At 42.3% G+C, this 21,725-nt stretch carries 18 protein-coding genes; 8 read left to right on the plus strand and 10 right to left on the minus strand.

The genetic code is table 11. The features are described 5' to 3' along the window. Positions 1-61: 61 nt before the first annotated feature. The 4 genes from clpX to rdgB form a co-directional block, all read right to left on the minus strand. Positions 62-1,375, minus strand: a complete 1,314-nt coding sequence (gene clpX, locus AAEY78_RS10280) for an ATP-dependent protease ATP-binding subunit ClpX (RefSeq protein ID WP_352339255.1) — start codon at positions 1,373-1,375, stop codon at positions 62-64. Positions 1,376-1,655: 280 nt separating this feature from the next. Next, positions 1,656-2,318 carry an ATP-dependent Clp endopeptidase proteolytic subunit ClpP gene (gene clpP, locus AAEY78_RS10285; protein ID WP_352339256.1) on the minus strand — a complete coding sequence of 221 codons (663 nt, stop codon included), beginning with the start codon at positions 2,316-2,318 and terminating at the stop codon, positions 1,656-1,658. A 376-nt stretch (positions 2,319-2,694) separates the two neighbouring features. Next, on the minus strand, positions 2,695-4,035 hold the full coding sequence (gene tig, locus AAEY78_RS10290) for a trigger factor (protein ID WP_352339257.1): 1,341 nt from the start codon (positions 4,033-4,035) through the stop codon (positions 2,695-2,697). A gap of 202 nt (positions 4,036-4,237) precedes the next feature. Beyond that, positions 4,238-4,903 (minus strand): RdgB/HAM1 family non-canonical purine NTP pyrophosphatase, encoded by a 666-nt coding sequence (gene rdgB, locus AAEY78_RS10295; RefSeq protein ID WP_352339258.1) that lies wholly within the window; start codon positions 4,901-4,903, stop codon positions 4,238-4,240. Between the two features lie 460 nt (positions 4,904-5,363). On the opposite strand from rdgB, the gene sodB reads away from it, so the two are divergent. Beyond that, the gene (gene sodB / locus AAEY78_RS10300) at positions 5,364-5,993 is read left to right on the plus strand and encodes a superoxide dismutase SodB (protein WP_062533947.1); all 630 of its coding nucleotides are present in this window, start codon (positions 5,364-5,366) and stop codon (positions 5,991-5,993) included. Positions 5,994-6,063: 70 nt separating this feature from the next. On the opposite strand, the gene AAEY78_RS10305 is transcribed toward sodB, so the two are convergent. The 3 genes from AAEY78_RS10305 to AAEY78_RS10315 all read right to left on the minus strand — a co-directional run bounded on the left by AAEY78_RS10305 (position 6,064) and on the right by AAEY78_RS10315 (position 9,262). Next, positions 6,064-7,191, minus strand: coding sequence for a PIN domain-containing protein (locus AAEY78_RS10305; protein WP_352339259.1), 1,128 nt, complete (start codon positions 7,189-7,191; stop codon positions 6,064-6,066). Between the two features lie 34 nt (positions 7,192-7,225). Further along, entirely contained in the window at positions 7,226-8,062 is an 837-nt protein-coding gene (locus tag AAEY78_RS10310) for a DUF72 domain-containing protein (RefSeq protein ID WP_352339260.1), read from the minus strand. 117 nt (positions 8,063-8,179) lie between these two features. Continuing rightward, positions 8,180-9,262, minus strand: a complete 1,083-nt coding sequence (locus AAEY78_RS10315; RefSeq protein ID WP_352339261.1) for a polyprenyl synthetase family protein — start codon at positions 9,260-9,262, stop codon at positions 8,180-8,182. Positions 9,263-9,745: 483 nt separating this feature from the next. Here AAEY78_RS10315 and fadB point away from each other — a divergent pair, with 483 nt between their 5' ends. From fadB to AAEY78_RS10330, 3 genes are all read left to right on the plus strand, one after another. Continuing rightward, positions 9,746-11,905, plus strand: a complete 2,160-nt coding sequence (gene fadB, locus AAEY78_RS10320) for a fatty acid oxidation complex subunit alpha FadB (RefSeq protein WP_352339262.1) — start codon at positions 9,746-9,748, stop codon at positions 11,903-11,905. 146 nt (positions 11,906-12,051) lie between these two features. Next, on the plus strand, positions 12,052-13,224 hold the full coding sequence (gene fadA, locus AAEY78_RS10325; RefSeq protein ID WP_352339263.1) for an acetyl-CoA C-acyltransferase FadA: 1,173 nt from the start codon (positions 12,052-12,054) through the stop codon (positions 13,222-13,224). A gap of 305 nt (positions 13,225-13,529) precedes the next feature. Continuing rightward, positions 13,530-14,105, plus strand: a complete 576-nt coding sequence (locus AAEY78_RS10330; RefSeq protein ID WP_352339264.1) for an isochorismatase family protein — start codon at positions 13,530-13,532, stop codon at positions 14,103-14,105. A 118-nt stretch (positions 14,106-14,223) separates the two neighbouring features. Here the strand turns inward: AAEY78_RS10330 and asd are convergent, their stop codons facing one another. Next, the gene (asd, locus tag AAEY78_RS10335) at positions 14,224-15,060 is read right to left on the minus strand and encodes an archaetidylserine decarboxylase (RefSeq protein ID WP_352339265.1); all 837 of its coding nucleotides are present in this window, start codon (positions 15,058-15,060) and stop codon (positions 14,224-14,226) included. Positions 15,061-15,197: 137 nt separating this feature from the next. Here asd and dtd point away from each other — a divergent pair, with 137 nt between their 5' ends. From dtd to phoR, 3 genes are all read left to right on the plus strand, one after another. Beyond that, positions 15,198-15,653 carry a D-aminoacyl-tRNA deacylase gene (gene dtd, locus AAEY78_RS10340; RefSeq protein ID WP_352339266.1) on the plus strand — a complete coding sequence of 152 codons (456 nt, stop codon included), beginning with the start codon at positions 15,198-15,200 and terminating at the stop codon, positions 15,651-15,653. Between the two features lie 237 nt (positions 15,654-15,890). After that, entirely contained in the window at positions 15,891-16,595 is a 705-nt protein-coding gene (phoB, locus tag AAEY78_RS10345) for a phosphate regulon transcriptional regulator PhoB (RefSeq protein WP_352339267.1), read from the plus strand. 103 nt (positions 16,596-16,698) lie between these two features. Further along, on the plus strand, positions 16,699-18,063 hold the full coding sequence (gene phoR, locus AAEY78_RS10350; protein ID WP_352339268.1) for a phosphate regulon sensor histidine kinase PhoR: 1,365 nt from the start codon (positions 16,699-16,701) through the stop codon (positions 18,061-18,063). 79 nt (positions 18,064-18,142) lie between these two features. Here the strand turns inward: phoR and AAEY78_RS10355 are convergent, their stop codons facing one another. After that, positions 18,143-18,718: a M23 family metallopeptidase gene (locus tag AAEY78_RS10355; RefSeq protein WP_352339269.1), complete on the minus strand. Its 576-nt coding sequence runs from the start codon at positions 18,716-18,718 to the stop codon at positions 18,143-18,145. 369 nt (positions 18,719-19,087) lie between these two features. Here AAEY78_RS10355 and AAEY78_RS10360 point away from each other — a divergent pair, with 369 nt between their 5' ends. Beyond that, positions 19,088-19,768 carry an LOG family protein gene (locus tag AAEY78_RS10360; RefSeq protein ID WP_352339270.1) on the plus strand — a complete coding sequence of 227 codons (681 nt, stop codon included), beginning with the start codon at positions 19,088-19,090 and terminating at the stop codon, positions 19,766-19,768. Between the two features lie 152 nt (positions 19,769-19,920). Here AAEY78_RS10360 and AAEY78_RS10365 read toward each other — a convergent pair whose 3' ends face one another. After that, a complete protein-coding gene (locus AAEY78_RS10365; protein WP_352339271.1) occupies positions 19,921-21,573 on the minus strand; it encodes an FAD-dependent oxidoreductase in 1,653 nt (550 codons plus the stop codon). Positions 21,574-21,725: the final 152 nt, after the last annotated feature.

Genomic DNA, 21,725 nt, shown 5'->3' on the forward strand with positions numbered 1-21,725 from the left:
AGAACTACAGCCACTGCAAATCACAGCTATCGTGGATGTTTCATTTATCCGCTAAATAGCATTATAACTCTACTGCTACCTGATCTGCATCATCAGTAGATAGGGTAATGTGCGGTGCTTTACCGTCATTAATCACTTCTTTATCTACTGTCACCATGGTAGCGTTTTCCATTGATGGCAGCTCATACATAGTTTCAAGCAGTACATTTTCAACGATAGAGCGCAAACCACGTGCCCCTGTTTTGCGTGCCATGGCTTTTTTAGCAATTGCGTCAAGGGCTTCTTTAGTGAAGACAATTTCAGCGCCTTCCATATCAAATAGATACTGATACTGTTTTACCAAGGCATTTTTTGGCTCAGTCAATATCTGTACCAGTGCCGCTTCGTCCAATTCTTCTAGGGCAGCAAGTACCGGCAAACGACCAATCAATTCTGGAATCAAACCAAATTTAATTAAGTCTTCAGGCTCGACTTGTTGTAACAAATCAGAGCTGCGCTTACTGTCATCCTTCGAGCTGACATCAGCATTAAAGCCAATACCTGTTTTTTCAGTACGTTGCTGAATAACTTTATCAAGACCAGCAAATGCGCCACCAACAATAATTAGAATATTGCTGGTATCGACTTGAATCAGCTCTTGCTGCGGATGCTTGCGACCACCATGCGGTGGAATAGCAGCAACTGTACCTTCGATTAGTTTAAGCAACGCTTGCTGAACGCCTTCGCCTGATACGTCACGCGTGATAGACGGGTTGTCGCCTTTTTTACTGATTTTATCAATCTCATCAATATAGATGATACCTTGTTCCGCCTTACTCACGTCATAATCTGACGCTTGCAATAGCTTTTGGACGATGTTTTCAACGTCTTCACCCACATAACCAGCTTCTGTCAAGGTGGTGGCATCTGCCATAGCAAATGGGACATCAAGCAGACGCGCTAAAGTTTGCGCCAGTAATGTTTTACCAGAACCGGTCGGACCGATTAGCAAAATATTACTTTTTGATAGTTCAACCATCGCATCATCAGCACCAATTTTGGCTTTTTTGCGGTCATTGGCAAAAGTTTGACTGACTTTTAGGCGTTTATAATGGTTATAAACCGCCACTGCCAATGCTTTTTTAGCCGCATCTTGTCCAATGACATATTCATCGAGTTTTGCGCGCAATTGCTTCGGCGTTGGTAATTTTTTATCAATCCAAGCGCTGTCAGTATCACTATCTGCATGCTCGCTGTCTGCACTGTCTGCAATCAGATCGGTGCACAGTTCAATACATTCATTACAGATATTGGCATCATCAGCGGCAATCAGTTGTTTGACTTCGCTTTTGGCTTTACCGCAAAACGAGCAATGCGGGGTTTTATCTTCTGCCATATAAAGGCACTCCTAAAAATTAAAGCTTCTATAGTCAGCTGACAATAAAACGTATCAAGACGGCAACTTCATCACAGGTACCTTATTAGAAATACCTTACTAAAGGTACTGCATTAAAGATAGCTCACTATAAATGGCGTGAAGCTATCTTATAAAGTTGCCTTCTAAAACAGTTATTGAAAACTGACTACAAAGAATCGGGTCATCACGGTTAACTGTAATACTGAGCCGCTTTTATCCCATAAGTCTTGCAAAAGCTAAGACTTCTAAAGATAAAGTCTTACAAAGACGCTGGGCGACGCTCTAATACCGCATCAACCAAACCATAATCTTTTGCTGCTTGCGCACTCATAAAGTTATCACGGTCGGTATCTTTGTCTAGGCGCTCAATAGGCTGACCCGTATGTTCAGCCAGCAAGCGATTGAGCTTGGCTTTTAGTTCAATGATTTCACGGGCGTGAATTTCGATATCCGATGCTTGACCACGGAAACCGCCTAATGGCTGGTGAATCATCACCCGTGAATTGGCAAGGGCATACCGTTTGCCTTTCGCGCCAGCCGATAGTAAGAATGAACCCATTGATGCGGCTTGACCTAAGCAAATAGTCGATACGTCAGGCTTGATAAAGTTCATGGTGTCATAAATCGCCATACCGGCAGTTACTACGCCACCTGGCGAGTTGATATATAAGTGAATGTCTTTATCTGGGTTTTCAGCTTCTAAGAATAGCAACTGAGCAACAATAAGATTTGCCATATTGTCTTCGACTTCACCGGTCAAAAAGATGACACGTTCACGCAACAGGCGCGAGAAAATATCAAATGAGCGCTCGCCACGTGATGACTGTTCAACAACCATTGGCACCAATGCGTTTCGGGCATTTTGCGCGCCCAATAAGGTATCAAAGTGTGGGTTAGAGGTGATGCGATCATAATCGGTCATAGCAATATCCTATCCATGAAAACGTAAATTAAATGATGAAAATCAGTCTGTTGTACGACCTGTTGTAAGAGGCTTTATATTAATAACAGCTCAACAGTGATGATGTTCAATAATATTAAGAAAATGTTGCGAAAAATAATTGCAGTAATAGTAACTTTTTTACTGTGATAATAGTAAGGTTTTAATGTGACAAATGATAAATATTTCCCTATTAATAAGGCGTCTGCGCTCATTTATCAAGGGCTAAGCCTTTAATAGCTTAATAATTTGCCAATAAAAATGCCCCAACAAACGCTGTTGAGGCATTAAATAACACAGAAGTAGAACCGCTATTTCAGTAAAACCGCTGTTTTAGTAAAAATACTAAAACGCGATATTACATGGCTTGCTGTTGTTGCTGAGCTGCCAATAGGTCTTGGTAGCTGACTTCTTTATCAGTGACTTTACCTTGCTCAATCAGATAATCAACCACTTGGTCTTCTAATACAACAGACTCAATGTTGGCACGTTGTTGCTTGTCATTGGTGTAGTATTCAATCACTTCACTTGGATCTTCGTAGTTTTCTGACGCTTCTTTGATAAAGCTTTCAACACGGGCTTGATCTACTTCTAGACCTTTGGTATCGATAACGCGAGCTACGATAATGCCAAGGCGTGCGGCACGTAAGGCTTGCTCTTCAAACAATTCATTCGGTAGCATGTTTTTGTCAAAGCTTTCAGCGTTTGAACCAAACTGCTGTGAGAAACGTTGCATCATCATGCTGCGCTGACGGTCAATTTCTTGCTCAAGCATCGCGTTTGGTACTTCAAATTCGTTCTTTTCTAACAACGCATCAAAGGTAGCTTGTTTTACTTGGCTACGCGCAGCATTTTTGATTTCGCGTTCCATATTTTTACGCACGTCGTCTTTTAACTTCTCAACGCCGCCTTCTTTTACACCGAACAATTCTAAGAATTCTTCATTGATTTCAGGCAACTGTGATTTTTCAACTTTCTTCACGTTGATTTTGAATTGTGCCGCTTTACCAGCCAACTCTTCAGCTTGGTACTCTTCAGGGAAGGTCACTTCGATGACTTTTTCTTCGCCCGCTTTCATGCCTTTGATGCCATCTTCAAAACCAGGAATCATCTGGTTGCTACCGATAACCAATTTGAAGTCTTCGCTTGAGCCGCCTTCAAATTTTTCGCCGTCGATTGAGCCTTCAAAGTCAAAAATAACCTGATTGCCTTTATCAGCTTTACCTTTTTTCTCAACGAATTCTTCACGTTGCTTTTGTAGGTTTTCAATCATGGTGTCAACGTCTTCTTCGCTCACTTGCGCGGTGTGACGCTCAACTTCAATCTCATCGATACCTTGGACGTCGATTTCTGGGAAGATTTCAACAGTCGCTTGATACACTAAAAAGTCGTCTTCAAGTTTAACATCATCGATGTTTGGCATACCAACAGCGCGGATGTCTTCAGCTTTAATCGCTTCAAAAACGGTATCACGAATCACATCGTTGATAACTTCTTGTTGAATGCCAGCACCGTACTGAGAGCGGATATGCGACATTGGTACGTTACCTTTACGGAAACCATCAATTTTCGCCGTTTTTGCCACTTGGCGGATACGACCTTCAACTTTATTTTGAATCTTTTCGACTGGAACTTTAACCGTCAACTGAGTCTCTTTATTAGACAGCTTGTTGGTTGTGATCTGTAAATCTGTAGCCATGTTGATTACACCTTTAGGATTGAAATGGCTGGCAATCAAGCGCGCAAACGTGGGCGGTCAGCCGATTGCCATGGAATGAATAGGGTATTTTAATAAAATTTTAAAAGTATGCCAGTATAATCTATCTCTTAATTAAAGTAAAAATTATCTGTTTTAGGCAAATGGCACATCAATAGACACAAAGTTCGGCATATATTTGGCTTTATGATGATAATTGTGCCAGTAACGATTGAATGGCTTGTCCGCGATGACTGTTGCGATTTTTATCAGCTGCGCTTAAACTTGCGGCACTGGCTTGCAAATCTGGCAACCAAAACAGCGGATCATAACCAAAGCCACCATCGCCATGCGGCTGCTCCAAGATTTCACCGTGCCATAAGCCTTGCGCGATAATCGGCAAAGGATCATCAGCATGGCACACCATTGCCAATACACAAACAAATAACCCTTCGATTGGCTTACCGAGCTGCTGTGCGCGGATAGGCTGTAAGTCAGTTATCAACTTGGCATTATTCAAAGCATCATTGCCATGGTCACCGGCATAGCGTGCTGAGTAAATGCCAGGCGCATTACCTAATACGGGTACGCACAGCCCTGAATCGTCAGCAATAGCAGGCTTGCCACTGATACGACTGGCATGACGGGCTTTGATAATGGCATTTTCAATAAAGCTTAACCCATCTTCAATCGCGTCTTCAATGCCTAGCTGACCTTGAGGAATAATAATCACATCCAAGTTAGCTTCCGCAAATAGCCTTTTAAACTCTGTCAATTTGCCTTTATTATTGCTGGCAAGTATCCATTCATTTTGGTTTAAATTATTCTGAGTCGTTTTATTTGAAGTACTTTCAACTTGCGAGTTACTCATAAGATAAGTCCATGATATAAAGGCTGTATTGTAAAGGTTATGTTTGATTAGAAAGTTACTAATAAAGTATAAGCCATCTTTTTTGAACAGCTAATTGCAAACTAATCGGCCTTATAACATTCAGTAACTGATTTTGTATATAATTTTTGCTATAATAGGCGGCAAGCTACAGTGAATTATAGCTTATAAGTTGTTTATTTAAAATTAACAATAACTTAAAAACAGTTATTCGATTGCTTTATAAATACATGACCTTGTGCGATAGCGCATCGAGCGATAACCTTCATTAACAATAAACTCAGCCAATTTAGCCGAATAACTTGCGGTCATAAGTGTCAATAATACTTAGAGGTATCGCGTTCACATTTGCGTTGTCTGTAAGTTATGCAGTTAAGAAATAAACGACTGCTGCGCGACTCAAAAAGAATATCAACGGCTAACCTAGCAAGGATAAAATAATATGTCACAGATTACTCTACCAGAATTACCGTATGCAAAAAACGCACTTGAGCCGTACATCAGTGCTGAAACGTTAGAATTTCACCATGATAAGCATCATGCTGCCTATGTAAACAAGCTAAATGAATTGCTACCTGGTTCTGGTCTAGAAGACAAAACGTTGTCAGAAATCATCGTAGCGACTGCTAAAGATGACAGCAAACAAGGTATGTTCAACCAAGCAGCGCAAGTATGGAACCACACGTTCTATTGGAACTGCATGACGCCTACCAATGGCGGCGGCGAACCTACTGGCGATCTAAAAGGCAAAATCGAAGAAGCCTTTGGTAGCTATGATAAATTCCGTGAAGAGTTCAAAAACGCGGCAATGACGCAGTTTGGTTCTGGTTGGGCATGGTTGGTTGCTGATAAAGTTGGCGGTACTCTATCAATCGCTAAAACAGCTAACGCTGATACCCCATTAGCGCATGGTCAAGTAGCGGTATTGACTTGTGACGTGTGGGAACATGCGTACTATATCGACTATCGTAACCGTCGTCCTGAGTATGTTGATACGTTCCTAGACAAACTAGTGAACTGGGACTACGCAAACGCAAAATATCAAGGTCAAGATGCTGGCGTTGAAGCGTAATCTTTAGCTCAAGTATTTGATTTGAAAAAGGACGCTGAGAGGCGTCCTTTTTTTTGGTTTTTATATACCACTAATCTTCCTTGCCGTAATCTATTTCTAATGTACCGAAGTCTACTGAAGTAATAGGATTTACAACTTCAACCTGTTCAATATCTAAGTCAGATAAGCTGCCTGTTAAGTCACCACATATAGTAATTAATATTTCAGAAGTAAATTGCTTATCAACTACTCTAGTAATATTTTTAAGAAATACATAATCTCGATCTATAGAGTCATAATGAGAAAGAGAAAAATCAACTTCAACTTTTACTGTAATGTTTGCGCTTACCTCTAAAACCACATAATCTTTATCGTGATCTACGATTTTAAAATTATGATCAGTTAATTCAAAGTCAGTTAACCATCCATGAGAGCAATCTTGTTCCCAGTAATGAGAAGAGTATGCCTCTATTTCTGGTATAAAATCATAAAAATAGAACCTAACTTCATCATAAATTTTATTAATAAAAACTACGGCTTCATCATCAGAGCTGTCTATTTTTGATGTTAAAAAAGATAAAAAGGCAAAAGGTGCTGTTGCTTTATTGAATTTGCTTAGAGCATCAGCTAAGTCTTCAATGTAGTCAATATTGGCTGATGTGTCACAGTAATTTTTCCAATCCTTATCGCTGGCAACTGCTAATACTTGAATATCTTCTTCTTTTGCCCATGCTTCTGTAGCTAATAGTACTATAGCATCGGGAAACTCACTTTTCTTGTTACCTGTTTCTGCGAAAGGTGGCTCATTTTGGAAGTACTGATTTAGTAAATTTGTTATTGAAATATAATTGCCACATTCTAGAACGATAGCCCCTGTATTTGCTATAAAATTATCGAGACGATTTAAAACAATATCCTCAACCTCTCTACTATCGATTAAAGTTGATTTTGCACTATTAAGTTTACTACAATCAAAAAACAGATGGTCTTCAGCATCGTTAAGAGCTTTCTCCAAAGATGCACGAGAACTTTTAACTTTCTTTTTCAAGTGACTTTCAATTTCACCTTTTATGACATCAGGCAAAAGGTAATCTATATCGCTATCTTTAAACTGTTTTAATTTCCCTATTAAACCTTTTTCCAATTTTAAACCATATCTATCAAAAATAGACGTATCTACTAGGATTGCGTCATATTCCTTATCTTCATCAGAATTCATTTTTTGACCTCAAATTTGTTTAATATACTTGAAATTACAACACCTCAAACTCAAACTTCCCCAACGCTTCCCTTAACATCGCAATATTATAATAAGCATGGGCATTAACCGTGTTTTGAAAGAAGATATACAGCGTATCAAAATGCTGACGATGATTGGCAATCGCTTGCGCCCAGTCCTGCATCTCCGCTTCACTATAGCGATAATCATGGCGGTCGGCAGCACTCATCGCATCCCACCAGTTTAGATTGTTACCATGCATACGCAAATAGCCAGTACGCTGAGTAAATAGCAATCGTGATGGCGGTAGACCATGTACTTTAGGATAATCAACGCTGCACCAAATCAAGCCTTGCTCGCTGAAGCTATCGACCACTTGCGGCGTGTGCCAGCTGGCATGCCGGAACTCTACTGCTAAAGGATAGTTTTTAAACCAACTGACGAGATTGGCTAAATACAGCCGATTGTCGCGAGTACGATCAAAGCCGTGCGGGAATTGTAATAATAAAGGCGCTAGAGCGTTGGCTTCGATAAGCGGGGTTAGGGCAGTGAGAAACGACTTGGCGTGTTCAGGTGTGCCGCGACGCGCATGAGTAAAGTCTTGATGGAGTTTGACGGCAAACTGCAATTCACTCTCAGCTTGTACGTGGGCTTTATCGACCATTCCCGCAAAGGCTTTTTGTCCAATAGGCGCATAAAAAGTACTATTAATCTCTACCGCACCGTATTGTTTGGCGTATTCACGTAAGAAATCAGTTTTTTTGGTGCCGGTTGGGTATAACGTGCCTAATAAATCGGTATCGCTATAGCCACCTGTGCCGAGATAAATCCGTTGAGTATCGGTTTGTGTCGGTTCCCGAACTTGAGTCATCGCTGCCTCCTTGCAGAAGTCCTTTTTTGGTCTTTTTTTATTCCTTTATACGGCTATTTTTAAAGCTTTATCTTTTTATATCACTACCATCATTCAGTAAAAATTTTGGCTAATAGTTTATTTTTTCCGTGACCATAGCCAGTCAATCAGCTCAAGGAGCGCGTTACTTTTTGAATTATTGATGTCATTTATATCGCTATCCACTTTATCGCTATTATTAATTAGCTCACGAATCACGGCTGCGCGTCCCTGATTAAATAATAACTGCGCATAATCGCTTGCCACATCAACGCCCATTAATTTGACGTAAGTCGATTTATCTAGTTTTTCATCGCTACCGGCAGGCTTACCCAAGTCGTTAGTGCTGGCAGTGACATCTAAAATGTCATCTTGAACTTGGAATGCTAGCCCAATATGTTGCGCACAGTCTTGCAATGCCATGCGTTGTGGTGCAGTCGCTTGCGCGCAGATGCCGCCCATTAACATTGCTGCTTCAATCAACGCGCCTGTTTTATCACGGTGGATGGCTTCTAACTCATTTTGAGTAATGTTGCTTGTGGCTTCGGCATTGATATCGAGCATTTGCCCTGCCACCATCCGCCGTGCGCGCGGTGCAAATACGGCTAATAGCTGACTGGTTATCTGCTCATCATAGGACGCAAACGTCGGAATTTCTGCGCTTAAGACTTCAAACGCAAGCGTCTGCAATACATCCCCTGCCAATAACGCCGTTGCTTCATCGAACACAATATGCGCCGTTGGCTGTCCGCGTCGCAGCTCGTCATCGTCCATACACGGCAAGTCGTCATGCACCAATGAATAAGTATGCAATAGCTCAACCGCTAACGCGGCACGTCGACACATATCGTAATGGATATCAGCATCTAGCAATTTATCCAGCTTATCTAATTTATCCAAATTACCTGGTATGTTTCCGGTGCTAGCTTCTGCTTCCAGATCTATATCGGTAATCCATTCATTACTGGCGCTGACACTGATAAAACTACTGGCAACCAATAATGGACGCACCGCTTTTCCTTGACCCGTCATCACATAACGACAAGCATCGACCAATGGACTTGGCAAATCAGCATAAACAAATAGGGTCTCAATATCTTGCGCCAATTGCGAACGCAGCGTGTTATGAAAATGCTCAAAAGTAGTAAAAGGAACGAATCGCGGTGCAGAAGAAACAGTCATAACCCAACCAGTTATCAGGTGAATAATAAAAATAGTGCTAGTGTAACATGATAGCGGATAGGGCTTATAGACACACTTAACGCGCCATTTGTTTTGGTTACGTATTGATGATTTAACTTGTCATCTGAATATGGTTTGATGAATAGGGTCGATTTTTATAGAAATTAAAGATAAATACTGAAAGGGTATGATGAAAAAGGATAGATGTCTCGTAACGCACAATGGCAGCAAGGTAAATGCTTGCGGTCAGATTAATAGTGACTTATGAGTCTGGCTTTAGCTTGTGACAGTTAGGGGCATAACCGCCTACACTGACTGGCAGTGTTATGACTCACTTTACTTTTAACATATGGCTTTTATGACATAAATTTTTAAACACAGTTTTTAAAATATCGTTATTAAAATAATTCTTACAACTTTAAACGCAATCTTTAAAACGTTGCATTTTAAATGCAATCTTTAAAACACAGAAAGGAGTTTCAAATGATATATCAAGGAAATCGCATTACGGTGAGCATGCTAGAAGACGGCATCGCCAATATGCAATACAACGCCGAAAACGAGAGCGTGAATAAGTTTGATAGCGAGACTAATAAACAATTTGATGAAGCGGTAAGTGCCTTAGAGCAAGCCGACGATGTGAAAGGCTTGATTGTTACCTCAAGTAAAGGCGTGTTTATCGCTGGCGCGGACATTACTGAATTTGTTGCTTCTTTTAAGCAGCCTGAAGATGAGATTAAAGAGTGGCTGATTGGTATCAATGACGTCTTTAACCGTTTTGAAGACTTGCCGTTTCCTAAAGTTGCCGCCATTAATGGTGCAGCGCTCGGCGGTGGTTGTGAGATGACCTTGGTGTGTGAATACCGCGTCATGAGCGACAAAGCGATTATTGGGTTGCCAGAAACCCAGCTGGGTATTTTCCCCGGGTTTGGTGGTACGGTACGCACCACACGCGTGATTGGTATTGATAATGCGCTTGAGCTGATTGCCACGGGCACACCTAAAAAAGCCCTCGATGCACTTAAACTAGGCTTGGTTGATGCGACAGTTGCGCCTGAAGAATTGCAAGATGCCGCGATTGATTTGGTCAAAAAATGTATCTCAGGTGAGCTTGATTGGCAAGCCAAGCGTCAAGAAAAACTCAATCCTGTGAAGCTAAATCCACTTGAGCAAACCATGGCATTTAGTAGTGCTAAAGCGATGATTTTCGCTAAAGCCAATCCTAAGCAATATCCTGCGCCAGCCTTAGCAATTGCAGCGATGGAAAAACACGTTAATTTGCCACGTGATAAAGCCATTGAAGTCGAAGCTTCCGGTTTTGCTAAAGCAGCTAAAACCCCACAAGCAGAAAGCTTGGTTGGTCTGTTCTTAAATGACCAATTGGTTAAAAAGTTAGCGAAAACCCATAGTAAATTAGCACATGATATTGATGAAGCGGCAGTACTGGGCGCGGGTATTATGGGTGGTGGTATCGCTTATCAAGCAGCCAGTAAAGGCTTGCCGATTATCATGAAAGATATCAAGTCTGAGCAATTAGACCTTGGTATGGGAGAGGCGAGTAAGCTACTGGGTAAAATGGTTGACCGTGGCAAAATGACTCCAACTCAAATGGGCGAAACCTTAAGCCGTATTCGTCCGACTTTGAACTATGGTGACTTTGGTGAAACTGATATTGTAATCGAAGCGGTGGTTGAAAATCCAAATGTTAAACGTGCGGTACTTGCCGAGGTCGAAGGCTTGGTTAAAGATGATTGTATTTTGGCATCGAATACCTCGACGATTTCGATTACTTATTTAGCCGAAGCGCTGGCACGCCCAGAAAACTTTGTTGGCATGCATTTCTTTAACCCTGTGCACAAAATGCCATTGGTTGAAGTGATTCGCGGTAAAAAATCCTCTGAACAAGCGATTGCGACCACCGTTGCCTTAGCCTCTAAAATGGGCAAAGTGCCGGTTGTAGTTAATGATTGCCCCGGTTTCTTGGTCAATCGCGTCTTGTTCCCATACTTTGGCGCCTTTGATTTACTCCTTAAGCAAGGCGCTGATTTTGTCCATATTGATAAAGTTATGGAAAAATTCGGCTGGCCAATGGGTCCGGCATATCTAATTGACGTCGTCGGTTTAGATACCGGTGTACATGGCGCAGAAGTGATGGCAGAAGGCTATCCTGATCGCATGAAGCCTGATTATAAAGGCGCGATTGAGCATTTATATGACAATAAACGCTTAGGTCAAAAAAATGGTGTAGGCTTCTATAAGTATGAAACGGACAAACGTGGTAAGCCACAAAAAGTAGCTGATGACGCAACTTATGCGCTGTTAAAAGACACCACTGATAATGATGCACAGACCTTCGATGACCAAGCGATTATCGACCGTATGATGCTCGCGTTCTGTAACGAGACCGTACGTTGCCTAGAAGATAACATTGTTAGTACGCCGTCAGAAGCGGATATGGCGATGATTATGGGCGTTGGTTTCCCACCGTTCCGTGGCGGTCCATGTCGCTATATCGACCAAATGGGTCTAGATAACTATTTGGCACTATGTGAAAAATATGCAGACCTTGGTAAAGCTTATGAAGCCCCGCAAAAGATTCGTGATATGGCTGCGGCAGGCGAGACCTTTTACCCAACTGTGTAATGAGCTGTCATTAATAGGATGAAGCGCAGTACGCCTATCTATTAACGGTTGCTGATTATTTAATTACTTAGTTATTTAATGATGCATAAATCCTGATAAATATCGCTGTACTGCCACTGATAATAAAAAATTGAAAGGAATGTAATATGACAATTTTAAGTCCAAAAGATGTGGTCATCGTCGATGGCGTGCGCTCAGCAATGGGCAAATCTAAAAACGGTATGTTCCGTCATGTGCGTGCGGATAGCATGTCGGCTGACTTGGTGCGCGCGCTTGTTGAGCGTAACGACTTTGACCCACGTGATGTTGAAGATATCATCTGGGGTTGTGTCAATCAGACTCTTGAGCAAGGGTTGAATATCGGTCGTAATATCGGTTTATTGGCTGATATTCCAAAGACCACGGGCGGTCAAACAGTCAATCGTCTGTGTGGTTCATCGATGCAGGCGCTACACACGGCAGCCGCGCAAATCATGACCAATCAAGGCGACACCTTTATTATTGGTGGTGTTGAGCACATGGGTCACGTCGGCATGATGCATGGCGTCGACCTCAATCCTGAAGCCTCTAAGCACTATGCCAAAGCCTCAAATATGATGGGCTTAACCGCTGAAATGCTCGGTCGTATGAATAATATCAGCCGCGAAGAGCAAGACGCCTTTGGTCTTGAGTCGCATCGCCGCGCATGGGCTGCGACATTAGAAGGTCGTTTTAAGAATGAAATCATCGGTATCGAAGGTCACGACGAAGCCGGTCGCTTGCAATTGTGTACCGTTGATGAAGTGATTCGTCCGGATGCCACGATGGAACAAATGCAAAAATTGCGTCCAGCATTTGATCCAGTCAACGGCACCGTTACCGCAGCAACTTCATCGGCACTCTCTGATGGCGCGTCAGCAATGCTTATCATGAGCGCGCAAAAAGCCAAAGAATTGGGTCTAAAACCACGCGCCCGTATTCGCAGTATGGCAATAGCCGGTTGTGACGCCGCCATCATGGGTTACGGTCCTGTACCTGCCACCCAAAAAGCCCTGAAACGTGCTGGCATGAGCCTTGATGATATCCAAACCATTGAGCTTAATGAAGCCTTTGCGGCACAAAGCTTAGCAGTTATCAAAACCTTGGGACTAAGTGATAAGCAAGATATAATTAATATCAATGGTGGCGCGATTGCGCTCGGTCATCCGCTTGGTTGTTCTGGCGCACGTATCACCGTCACCTTGCTTAATGCCATGGAACAGATGGATACTGAAATTGGTCTAGCTACCATGTGTATTGGTCTCGGTCAAGGTATCGCCACCATTATTGAGCGCGTGTAAAAATTCAATCACTCGATAATTTAATACTATAGTCATAATATTATTCATAAAAAAATCTCAGTTATCATGGCTGAGGTTTTTTTATGGCTGCTTTATAGGTATTCAATTAAGAGACACGTAATAAGAACAAACCATATAAATAGGGAAGAGACAAGATGGGCGTTGACGCACTGAACAAAATATGACTAAATAAGGTGGCGTAATCTATTAGAATACCAATGATGAAAAAGCGTGTTGCTAACATATAACGTCTAATAAAAGACAGTTTTGGATTGCCAATTTGGCAGCCGTACAAGGAGTGTGCTATGTCTAATGTAATTTCTGATAAAACCTACCGTATTGCCCGCGAGAACACCCAAGCGATGATTATTGACGTCCAAGAACGTCTGACTCCACACATTTATGACCACGAAAGTATCGTCAAGAAAATCATTACTTTGGTAAAAGGTCTACAAGCACTTGATGTGCCGATTATGCTTAATGAGCAATATAAAAAAGGCTTGGGCGATACTCTGCCTGAACTGCGCGAAGTGCTGGAAGGCGATAATGCCAAAAGCTTTGAGAAAGTCACCTTTAGTGCTTGTGATACCGACGAATCATGGCACTATCTTGCGCAGCAGAATCGCGGTACTGTTTTGCTTTTCGGTGTTGAGACTCATGTTTGCGTGCTCCAAACTGCGCTTGATTTACTAGACAATGGCATGCAGCCGGTCATTATTGCCGATGCGGTTGGTTCACGTTTTCCGTATGATAAAAAGCTTGCCCTGCGCCGTATCCGCCGTGCTGGCGGCGTGATTACAACGGTTGAGACCATATTATTCGAGCTATGCCGCAGTAGCGCAGACCCTGCCTTTAAAACTATTAGCAATTTGATTAAATAGCAGTAAAACTATTGATTTTTTGAATATTGATGTCGTAAATGCTAGCATTATAAAACAGCCGCTAATCACTTAATATCAGCGGCTGTATTTTTGGTGTTTTTTTATTCATGATGAGCATTTATTCAGCGTTTGCCACGCCTAATAATTGACCCATTTTTACCGTAATATTGGCAGTCATGCTGTCTTGCCAAGCTGTATTTGCCGATTTTGGTAATACGACAATCGCGGTTGAACCTAAGTAAAAACGTCCAAGCTCAGCGCCTTGTGCAAATTCCATATCATGCTCAGCTTCTTGAATCTCATCAGTGCGGGTAATTTTGCCAGTCGCTGCCGTCTCAATGCCAGCCACAATCATCGCGCCAACCATAACGACGGCTGCCTTGCCATATTCAGTATCAAACATACAGACCAAACGCTCATTGCGGGCAAATAAATCCGGTACATTAGCAGCGGTGGTATTATTTACCGAAAATAAGGTGCCGGGCACATAGCGCGTTTTGGTCAATGTTCCCGCAAACGGCATGTGCACGCGGTGGTAATTGCTTGGTGCCAGATAAACGGTCGCAAAGCTCCCATCTGCAAAATAGCTGCCATCGTCCTTATCGGCGAGCAGTTGCCCGATATCATAATCGCGACCTTTCGCTTGCAATAGCTTATGATGACGCAGCTGTCCAAGTTGTGATATGACGCCATCAGCGGGGCTTACAATGCCATATTCAGTACTGTCAATGACGCGCGCGTCGTCTTTTAGCTCACGGGTAAAAAAGTCATTAAAGCTCTCATAAGCATTTAAGCTTTGACGCTCATATTCATCTAGCTTAACATCATACGCTTTGGCAAAGCCGCGAATAAAAGCACGTTTGACCAGCGGATGACGGCTGGCTGCCAAACGCCCAGCGACTTCACTCAGCTGCTGCTGCGGTACAAATTGCTGAATAGTGGTAAATAAATTCATATCAAGGCTACCAAAATAATTTTTAGAATAAAATAAAGGGTGGCTTAAAATAAGCGGTGAATAGTGACATTTTATCATGGTCGGTGCCTGTCTGTATGACCATAACTTAGAAACATAATTTACTAAGGAGACAATCGATGAAGGCTTTGATTCAACGGGTGAGCGGTGCCAGTGTGACTGTCGATACACACTGCGTTGGCGCGATTGAGCATGGTATATTGGCATATATTGGGCTTGGGCATGAAGATAATTTGCAAACTGCGCAGCGGATGATTGATAAAATCCTTACCTATCGTATTTTTGAAAATAGGGATGATCTTGCTAAAGCGGGCAAGCTTGACCAAAATGTCCAGCAAGTTAACGGTGGATTGTTATTGGTGTCACAATTTACCTTAATGGCAAATACCAATAATGGTCGACGCCCTGACTTTGGTGGGGCAATGCATCCTGATTCCGCGCAGGAGCTATTTGCCGAGCTCATCGCTTACGCAAAAACACAGCACCCCAATGTGGCAAGCGGTGAGTTTGGCGCAGATATGGATGTTGAGAGTATCAATAATGGACCACTGAATTTTTTATTGGAAGTAAGTTAACATCAAATTGTCATCAAGCCGTCATATAGAAGTCGTTTAATAAGAGGATAGTGGCGCGTTGCTATGAATTTTTTGGCTGCTAATATTGGTTATAATCGTGATGTCTATCATTATAATTTTATTATTAATAATTTTTTAGAGTGATAGCTTTTTAAATTAATCATTTGAGTTTTAATAGTTTTTTAGGTCAATAACTTTTAATTTAATAATTTTTGATGTTAACAACAAGGCTGTCCTATGAATAATGAGCTGATTTTAATCGTTGAAGATGAACCGGCGATTAGTGAGATGATTGTCATGACGTTAGAGATGGCAGGGTTTGAGTGTTTGCAAGCAGCGGATATTCCAGAGGCACATCAGCAAGTGGTTGACCATAGACCAGCATTGATTTTATTAGACTGGATGCTACCGGGTGATAAAAGCGGCATTGATTTTTGCCGGATGCTTAAAAAGGATGAGCTACTGTCCGAAATCCCCGTTATTATGTTGACCGCAAAAAGTGAAGAAGATAATAAAGTATTTGGGCTTGATGCTGGCGTTGATGATTATATTACCAAGCCATTCTCCACACGTGAGCTGGTGTCTAGAATCAAAGCCGTGCTGCGCCGTAGTAGTTTATTAAGCGCTGACAAACCGATTGAGATTGGTAAATTAAGCTTGGATGCCAAGAGCCAGCGTTTGACGGCGGATAATAAACCTATCGATATCGGACCTACAGAATATCGTCTGTTGGCATTTTTTATGAGTCATCCGGAGCGCGTTTATACGCGCGCGCAGATATTAGATCAGGTGTGGGGCAGTCATGTGTATATTGAAGATCGTACCATTGATGTGCACATTCGCCGTTTGCGTAAGCTGCTGCACCCTTACGACTGTGACACCTTGATACAAACGGTACGCGGTACTGGCTATCGTTTTTCTAACGTTATGGCAGCAGAGTAAGACAGCCCGCGATTTTATCGCCACGTACAATACAAAAAATGTCACATCAGCAACAGTAATCGGCTGATGCCTACTGCTGCCCAATAACATATGGTATATGACTATGATGACGCCTGAACCTACTAATCTCCATACGGTACCCCGATATGCTCTGTTATGGGCAGATGTCCGCTGGCTGCTACTATGGGTAATTGCAGGTGTGCTATTGGGTTTAGCGACGGCGCACTTATTAGAAAGTATCATTGGCGCATTATTACTCTATAGCTGGTGGCGTATGTATACTTTGCATCGCTTTAATACGTGGTTAAATCAGCCTCAAGATACCCTGCCACCTGATAAATTAGGTGGTCTAAGCATCGTGGCGCATCAGTTATATCAAAACCGCAAGCAGAATCGGTTGACACAACAAAAAGTCATGGGACTGGTCAAAAAAATCAGAAGTTCGCTTACGGCGCTACAAGATGCGGTGATTTTATTAAATGATAATGATGGTTTGGAGTGGTGGAATAAGGCTGCAGAGGACTTGTTGGTACTAGACCCCCGTCATCAAGGCACAAGTATTTTTGATTTTATTACAGCCCCTGAATTTCGGCGCTACTATCAGAACCTGACCACCCCAAACGATGGCGTACATATCGTCTCATGGCGCGATTCCAAGCGTTATCTTAAATGTGAGCTGACCCATTTTGGTAGTGAAAAGCTGCTGATTATCTATGATGTGACACGTTTGCAGAATTTAGAGCAAATGCGCCGCGACTTTGTGGCAAATGTCTCGCACGAGCTGCGTACTCCTTTAACGGTATTAATGGGTTATCTCGAGAATTTTTCTGACCAGCTAGATATGCCAGTTCAGTGGCAACGTGGCATGCAACTGATGACCCAGCAGACCGCGCGTATGAACCGTATCGTCAATGATTTGCTGCTGCTATCCCGTATCGAAATCGAGGAAACGCACGAATTGCGTGATATCGATATGACTAAGATGCTCAAACATATCTACGATGATGCCATGGTTTATAATCAAGAATATGGGCATACGATTCACTTAGAGATAAATACTAGTGACGGTTTATATGGCTCAGAGATGTATCTAAATAGTGCCTTATCGAACCTTGTCATTAATGCCATCAAATACACGCCAAAGGGCGGTAATATTGCTATTAACTGGAGCAAAACAGCAGAAGGTTGCCTATTTGCCGTCACTGATGATGGCATTGGGATTGCTCAGCACCATATCGACCGTTTAACGGAGCGCTTTTATCGGGTTGATAGTGGTCGTAGTCGGGCAACGGGCGGTACAGGGTTAGGACTGGCGATTGTCAAACACGTGTTGTATCAATATGATGTGAACTTACATATTGCGTCAGTAGAAGGCGAAGGCGCAACCTTTAGCGCCTTATTTCCTCTAAAACATGTACGTGCAGCACCGATAACAAACACACTGCCTAAAAATTTAAGTAAAGCTTAAAACATAACATGTCGTTTAGTTGTAATAGAATCAGGGACGATGACTATATTACGCCCAGTTTTAGCTTGATTTTAGCAAGTTATTGGCTATTTCTTGCCAATAACGGATAAGGATTGACCGCGCTGCCATTGATATAGACACCATAATGGACATGCGGCGGCGTACCTTTAGCGTTACCGCTGTCACCCACGTAACCGATGACATCACCAGCATCGACCCAGTCATTAGGGCTGATATCGGCATAAGATTCCAGATGCGCATAATAATGTGCCGCACCTCCTGGACCAATGATAAAAATCACCCGACCACCCAGACGATCGTCGCCAACTTTATTGACCACGCCTTTTGTCGTTGCCTGAATCGGCGTACCGCGCGGCGCAAAAATATCAATGCCCTCATGTGAGCGCCCCTCACTGCGCGCGCCGCCCCACGTATCTACCAAATGCCTATCAGGTAGTGGGCTTGGCAAACTATTCTCTGCTGGTAATGCTTCTTGTAATAACGTGATTTTTTGCCACGTCGCCATCACGATAGACGGTGACTTATTAAGCAGAGGCATAATAAATAAAGGTATGGCTAATAAACACGCCATAATGATAATGGCTTTGAGCAACTGACTGAGCAAGCTTTCTGTTCGTGGTGTAGGCGGTAGCATAATGAACCTTTTAATAAATAATCAAATATATCTAATCGCCATACATACCAGCGTTATTATTGGCAATCAATGAATAAAAAATGTAGTAATTGCGTAGAAATAAATTGCTAGTCACATGAGAACATAAGGCTTGTGGTAAGATAAATGTCGAGGATAATCATGACGTAACGATGTAAAAATGAGTATAAGCAGTACTAACAATAATGGTTAATGCTTAGAAAATATTAGTTTATGCAGGGTTTTTTATATGTAAAAGCAGGGTATAAGTAAAAAAAGAGAACTGTTTACGCTCTATCATTAGTTAGAATATTGGTTATCGCACAACCATTATAAAATTATCGAAAATTCATAATAAATTAAGGTCATTATATGCAAATGAAAATCAACAATCACCATTATGACGTTATTACTAGCCAAGATATTAGCCATATTGAAAGAGCTGTGGATAAAGCAAGCCTTACTATGCCATTGGTCGCTGTTTACTGTGGCTCGCGCTTGGGCGGTAGTGAGATTTATGAACAAGCTGCCCGTGACTTGGGATATGCCTTAGCTGAAAATGGTATGGGTTTGGTGTATGGCGGTGCTAGTATTGGATTAATGGGCGCGGTGGCAGATGGCGTGATTAAAGGCGGTGCGCAGGCAGTGGGCGTGATTCCAACCTTTATGCTCAAGCATGAAATTGCCCATCAAGACCTAACGCGCTTGCATCTGACCGATACCATGCATACCCGTAAGACGGTTATGGCAGAGTATGCCGACGCCTTTATTACCTTACCGGGTGGACTTGGCACGCTAGAAGAAATCATGGAAATTGCTACTTGGCGACAGCTATATCAGCATGAAAAGCCAATGATTATCTTAAATATTAATGGCTTTTACGACCGCTTGATTGACCATTTGCAATATACTGCTGAGCAAGGATTTATGAAGCAGCAAGACCTTGATCGTTTGGTGGTTTGCAATACGATTGCAGAGGCGATTGAATTATTACAAGTAATCGTTGAGATTGATGACGCGGTTGATACGGTAAAAATGGCGGGTAATTCTTAATCTTATTACTCTAACTGCATCATGTAACAAAACCGGTATAAAGGCTAATAAAGCGCTTTTATACCGGTTTTTTATTTTTAGCAAATAGTTTGCTGTTGTTAAAAAGAACGATATCTACCATATATAAAATGATAATTAGCTATGGAATGACGCTAGCCTTTAGCTTTGTTAATATCATTTATTGGCGATTGACCAATACGAGGCTGGTTAATAAGGGCGTCGCAAATACTGTTATTAACTTTTGCCATAGCAATAGGAAAGCCGCGTGCTTCCGCTAAATCTTGCGCAACCTGATCAACCGTTGCCCGATTAGTATTAAGTAGATATGCCCACTGATGAGCATAGCGCGCTCGATTGGCAGGCACGTTATCATTAATGATGCCCATATCTATGAGCTCATTCACAATTTCATCTGCCGCAATTAGGGTAGAGGACGCTTTAACATTCTCCGCGCGTGCATAATGCAAATGCGCGTACAAGCTGACATCCGCGACCCGTAAAGTATCGTCTTCACCGGGGATTTGCTGACCGCCATATAACGCATTGCCAACCGTGCGCGCACTATGAAAAGTAGGCACAAACTCAGCCACATAATCAATCGACTGTTGGCTACGCGCTTGTAATGGCGCTTTGTCCCAACCGTCCTCAATATAATGCACGTATTGGGCTGGCAGCTCAGGTTGTGCACTGTCTTTAGTTGAGGCAACCAGTCCATCATTAAATAAGGTGATAAATTTACTCATGCCATGAATCTGAAAATAGCCATCAGGATATGGCGTTAGCTGCGCCATACCTTCAGGCGTACCGCGCTCACCATAAATGATAATCTCCGGTAACTGCCCACCACTCTCACCCCAATGAGTGATATAAGAAGATTTAAACTCAACCATCCGTGTGACGTCAATACCTACCATATCGTCAATAATACCAGTACGAAAACCGCAGGCATTAATCAGATAATCGACTTCGATAGACTCAGGACTATGGATAGTGGTTTTGGCGTCTTTATCTTGGGATGTATTCCGCTGATACTCAATACGCCATTTACTCACATGATGATCGGCTGTGGTACAGTCCGTACAATCAACGGCTACCACTTGTTTGACTTCCGTATTGGTGAACACATGGGCATGGTCGTATTCCGCTAATGCCAATTGTGCCGAAGCAGCTAAGCGAAAAATATTCCAGCCGTATTCTTGTACCACAATTAGCGGGAATTTTACTTTGTTTAAATCCAAATATTTGGCAACTGGAATCATCCATTCGTTAATGCAGCTTGGCTTGGCGACTTGCTCACGTGTAGACAACTCAAGCAATTGCGCATGACTGTATAACTGATAATAATCTTCAGGCTCGCCCAACACTTTATTGTCTGCGTCTTGTTCTATAAGTTTGCGATAGGCTGCGGTTAAAATATCAAGACGCGGCAATAAATCTTCAGGCAAACCAGCATCACGCGTGGGTACGGCAAAAACTGTCGGACGCACATCAATGGTATGCGGATAAAGTCGCAAAATATCGATACATTGCTCCAGCAGCGCCACACAATCCTCATCAGGAATTTCACGGTACAAATTACCACCAGCATGCAAATGGCACATCGGTGGACCATTAATAAGAGAGCTTTGCTTCTCAAACAAATAAGTCTCAATTCCTAATGCAGCAAGGCGAATCGCAATCGTCGAGCCCGCCGTACCGCCACCCAAAATACCAACCCGTTTGACTGGCTGGTTAATAGCGTTGGCAGCAATTGAGCTGTTTGTATAATCGCCTTCTAATGGCAGCGTGGTAGTCAAGTGGGTCATATTAGGGTGATATCCTTGATATTTTAAGCATTAGCTTAGTGCAAAATATAAAAGTACTTATATGTTCAGTGCTTTTACATTCTGTATTTCTATATTGCTGTACAAAGTCTGCTAAAAAGCCAGTGTGCTAAAAAGATAGTGCGCTCAACCCA

Source organism: Psychrobacter sp. 16-MNA-CIBAN-0192 (genome assembly GCF_040309565.1).
Lineage (GTDB): Bacteria > Pseudomonadota > Gammaproteobacteria > Pseudomonadales > Moraxellaceae > Psychrobacter.

Bases quoted from the DNA above. Each gene is read 5' to 3' on its own strand.
- AAEY78_RS10305 (WP_352339259.1), bottom strand. From the start codon at position 7,191: ATGAATTCTGATGAAGATAAGGAATATGACGCAATCCTAGTAGATACG.
- AAEY78_RS10315 (WP_352339261.1), bottom strand. From the start codon at position 9,262: ATGACTGTTTCTTCTGCACCGCGATTCGTTCCTTTTACTACTTTTGAG.
- AAEY78_RS10365 (WP_352339271.1), bottom strand. From the start codon at position 21,573: ATGACCCACTTGACTACCACGCTGCCATTAGAAGGCGATTATACAAAC.
- clpX (WP_352339255.1), bottom strand. From the start codon at position 1,375: ATGGCAGAAGATAAAACCCCGCATTGCTCGTTTTGCGGTAAAGCCAAA.
- AAEY78_RS10360 (WP_352339270.1), top strand. From the start codon at position 19,088: ATGCAAATGAAAATCAACAATCACCATTATGACGTTATTACTAGCCAA.
- AAEY78_RS10355 (WP_352339269.1), bottom strand. From the start codon at position 18,718: ATGCTACCGCCTACACCACGAACAGAAAGCTTGCTCAGTCAGTTGCTC.
- clpP (WP_352339256.1), bottom strand. From the start codon at position 2,318: ATGACCGATTATGATCGCATCACCTCTAACCCACACTTTGATACCTTA.
- fadA (WP_352339263.1), top strand. From the start codon at position 12,052: ATGACAATTTTAAGTCCAAAAGATGTGGTCATCGTCGATGGCGTGCGC.
- rdgB (WP_352339258.1), bottom strand. From the start codon at position 4,903: ATGAGTAACTCGCAAGTTGAAAGTACTTCAAATAAAACGACTCAGAAT.
- AAEY78_RS10310 (WP_352339260.1), bottom strand. From the start codon at position 8,062: ATGACTCAAGTTCGGGAACCGACACAAACCGATACTCAACGGATTTAT.
- fadB (WP_352339262.1), top strand. From the start codon at position 9,746: ATGATATATCAAGGAAATCGCATTACGGTGAGCATGCTAGAAGACGGC.
- AAEY78_RS10330 (WP_352339264.1), top strand. From the start codon at position 13,530: ATGTCTAATGTAATTTCTGATAAAACCTACCGTATTGCCCGCGAGAAC.
- dtd (WP_352339266.1), top strand. From the start codon at position 15,198: ATGAAGGCTTTGATTCAACGGGTGAGCGGTGCCAGTGTGACTGTCGAT.
- sodB (WP_062533947.1), top strand. From the start codon at position 5,364: ATGTCACAGATTACTCTACCAGAATTACCGTATGCAAAAAACGCACTT.
- asd (WP_352339265.1), bottom strand. From the start codon at position 15,060: ATGAATTTATTTACCACTATTCAGCAATTTGTACCGCAGCAGCAGCTG.
- tig (WP_352339257.1), bottom strand. From the start codon at position 4,035: ATGGCTACAGATTTACAGATCACAACCAACAAGCTGTCTAATAAAGAG.
- phoB (WP_352339267.1), top strand. From the start codon at position 15,891: ATGAATAATGAGCTGATTTTAATCGTTGAAGATGAACCGGCGATTAGT.
- phoR (WP_352339268.1), top strand. From the start codon at position 16,699: ATGATGACGCCTGAACCTACTAATCTCCATACGGTACCCCGATATGCT.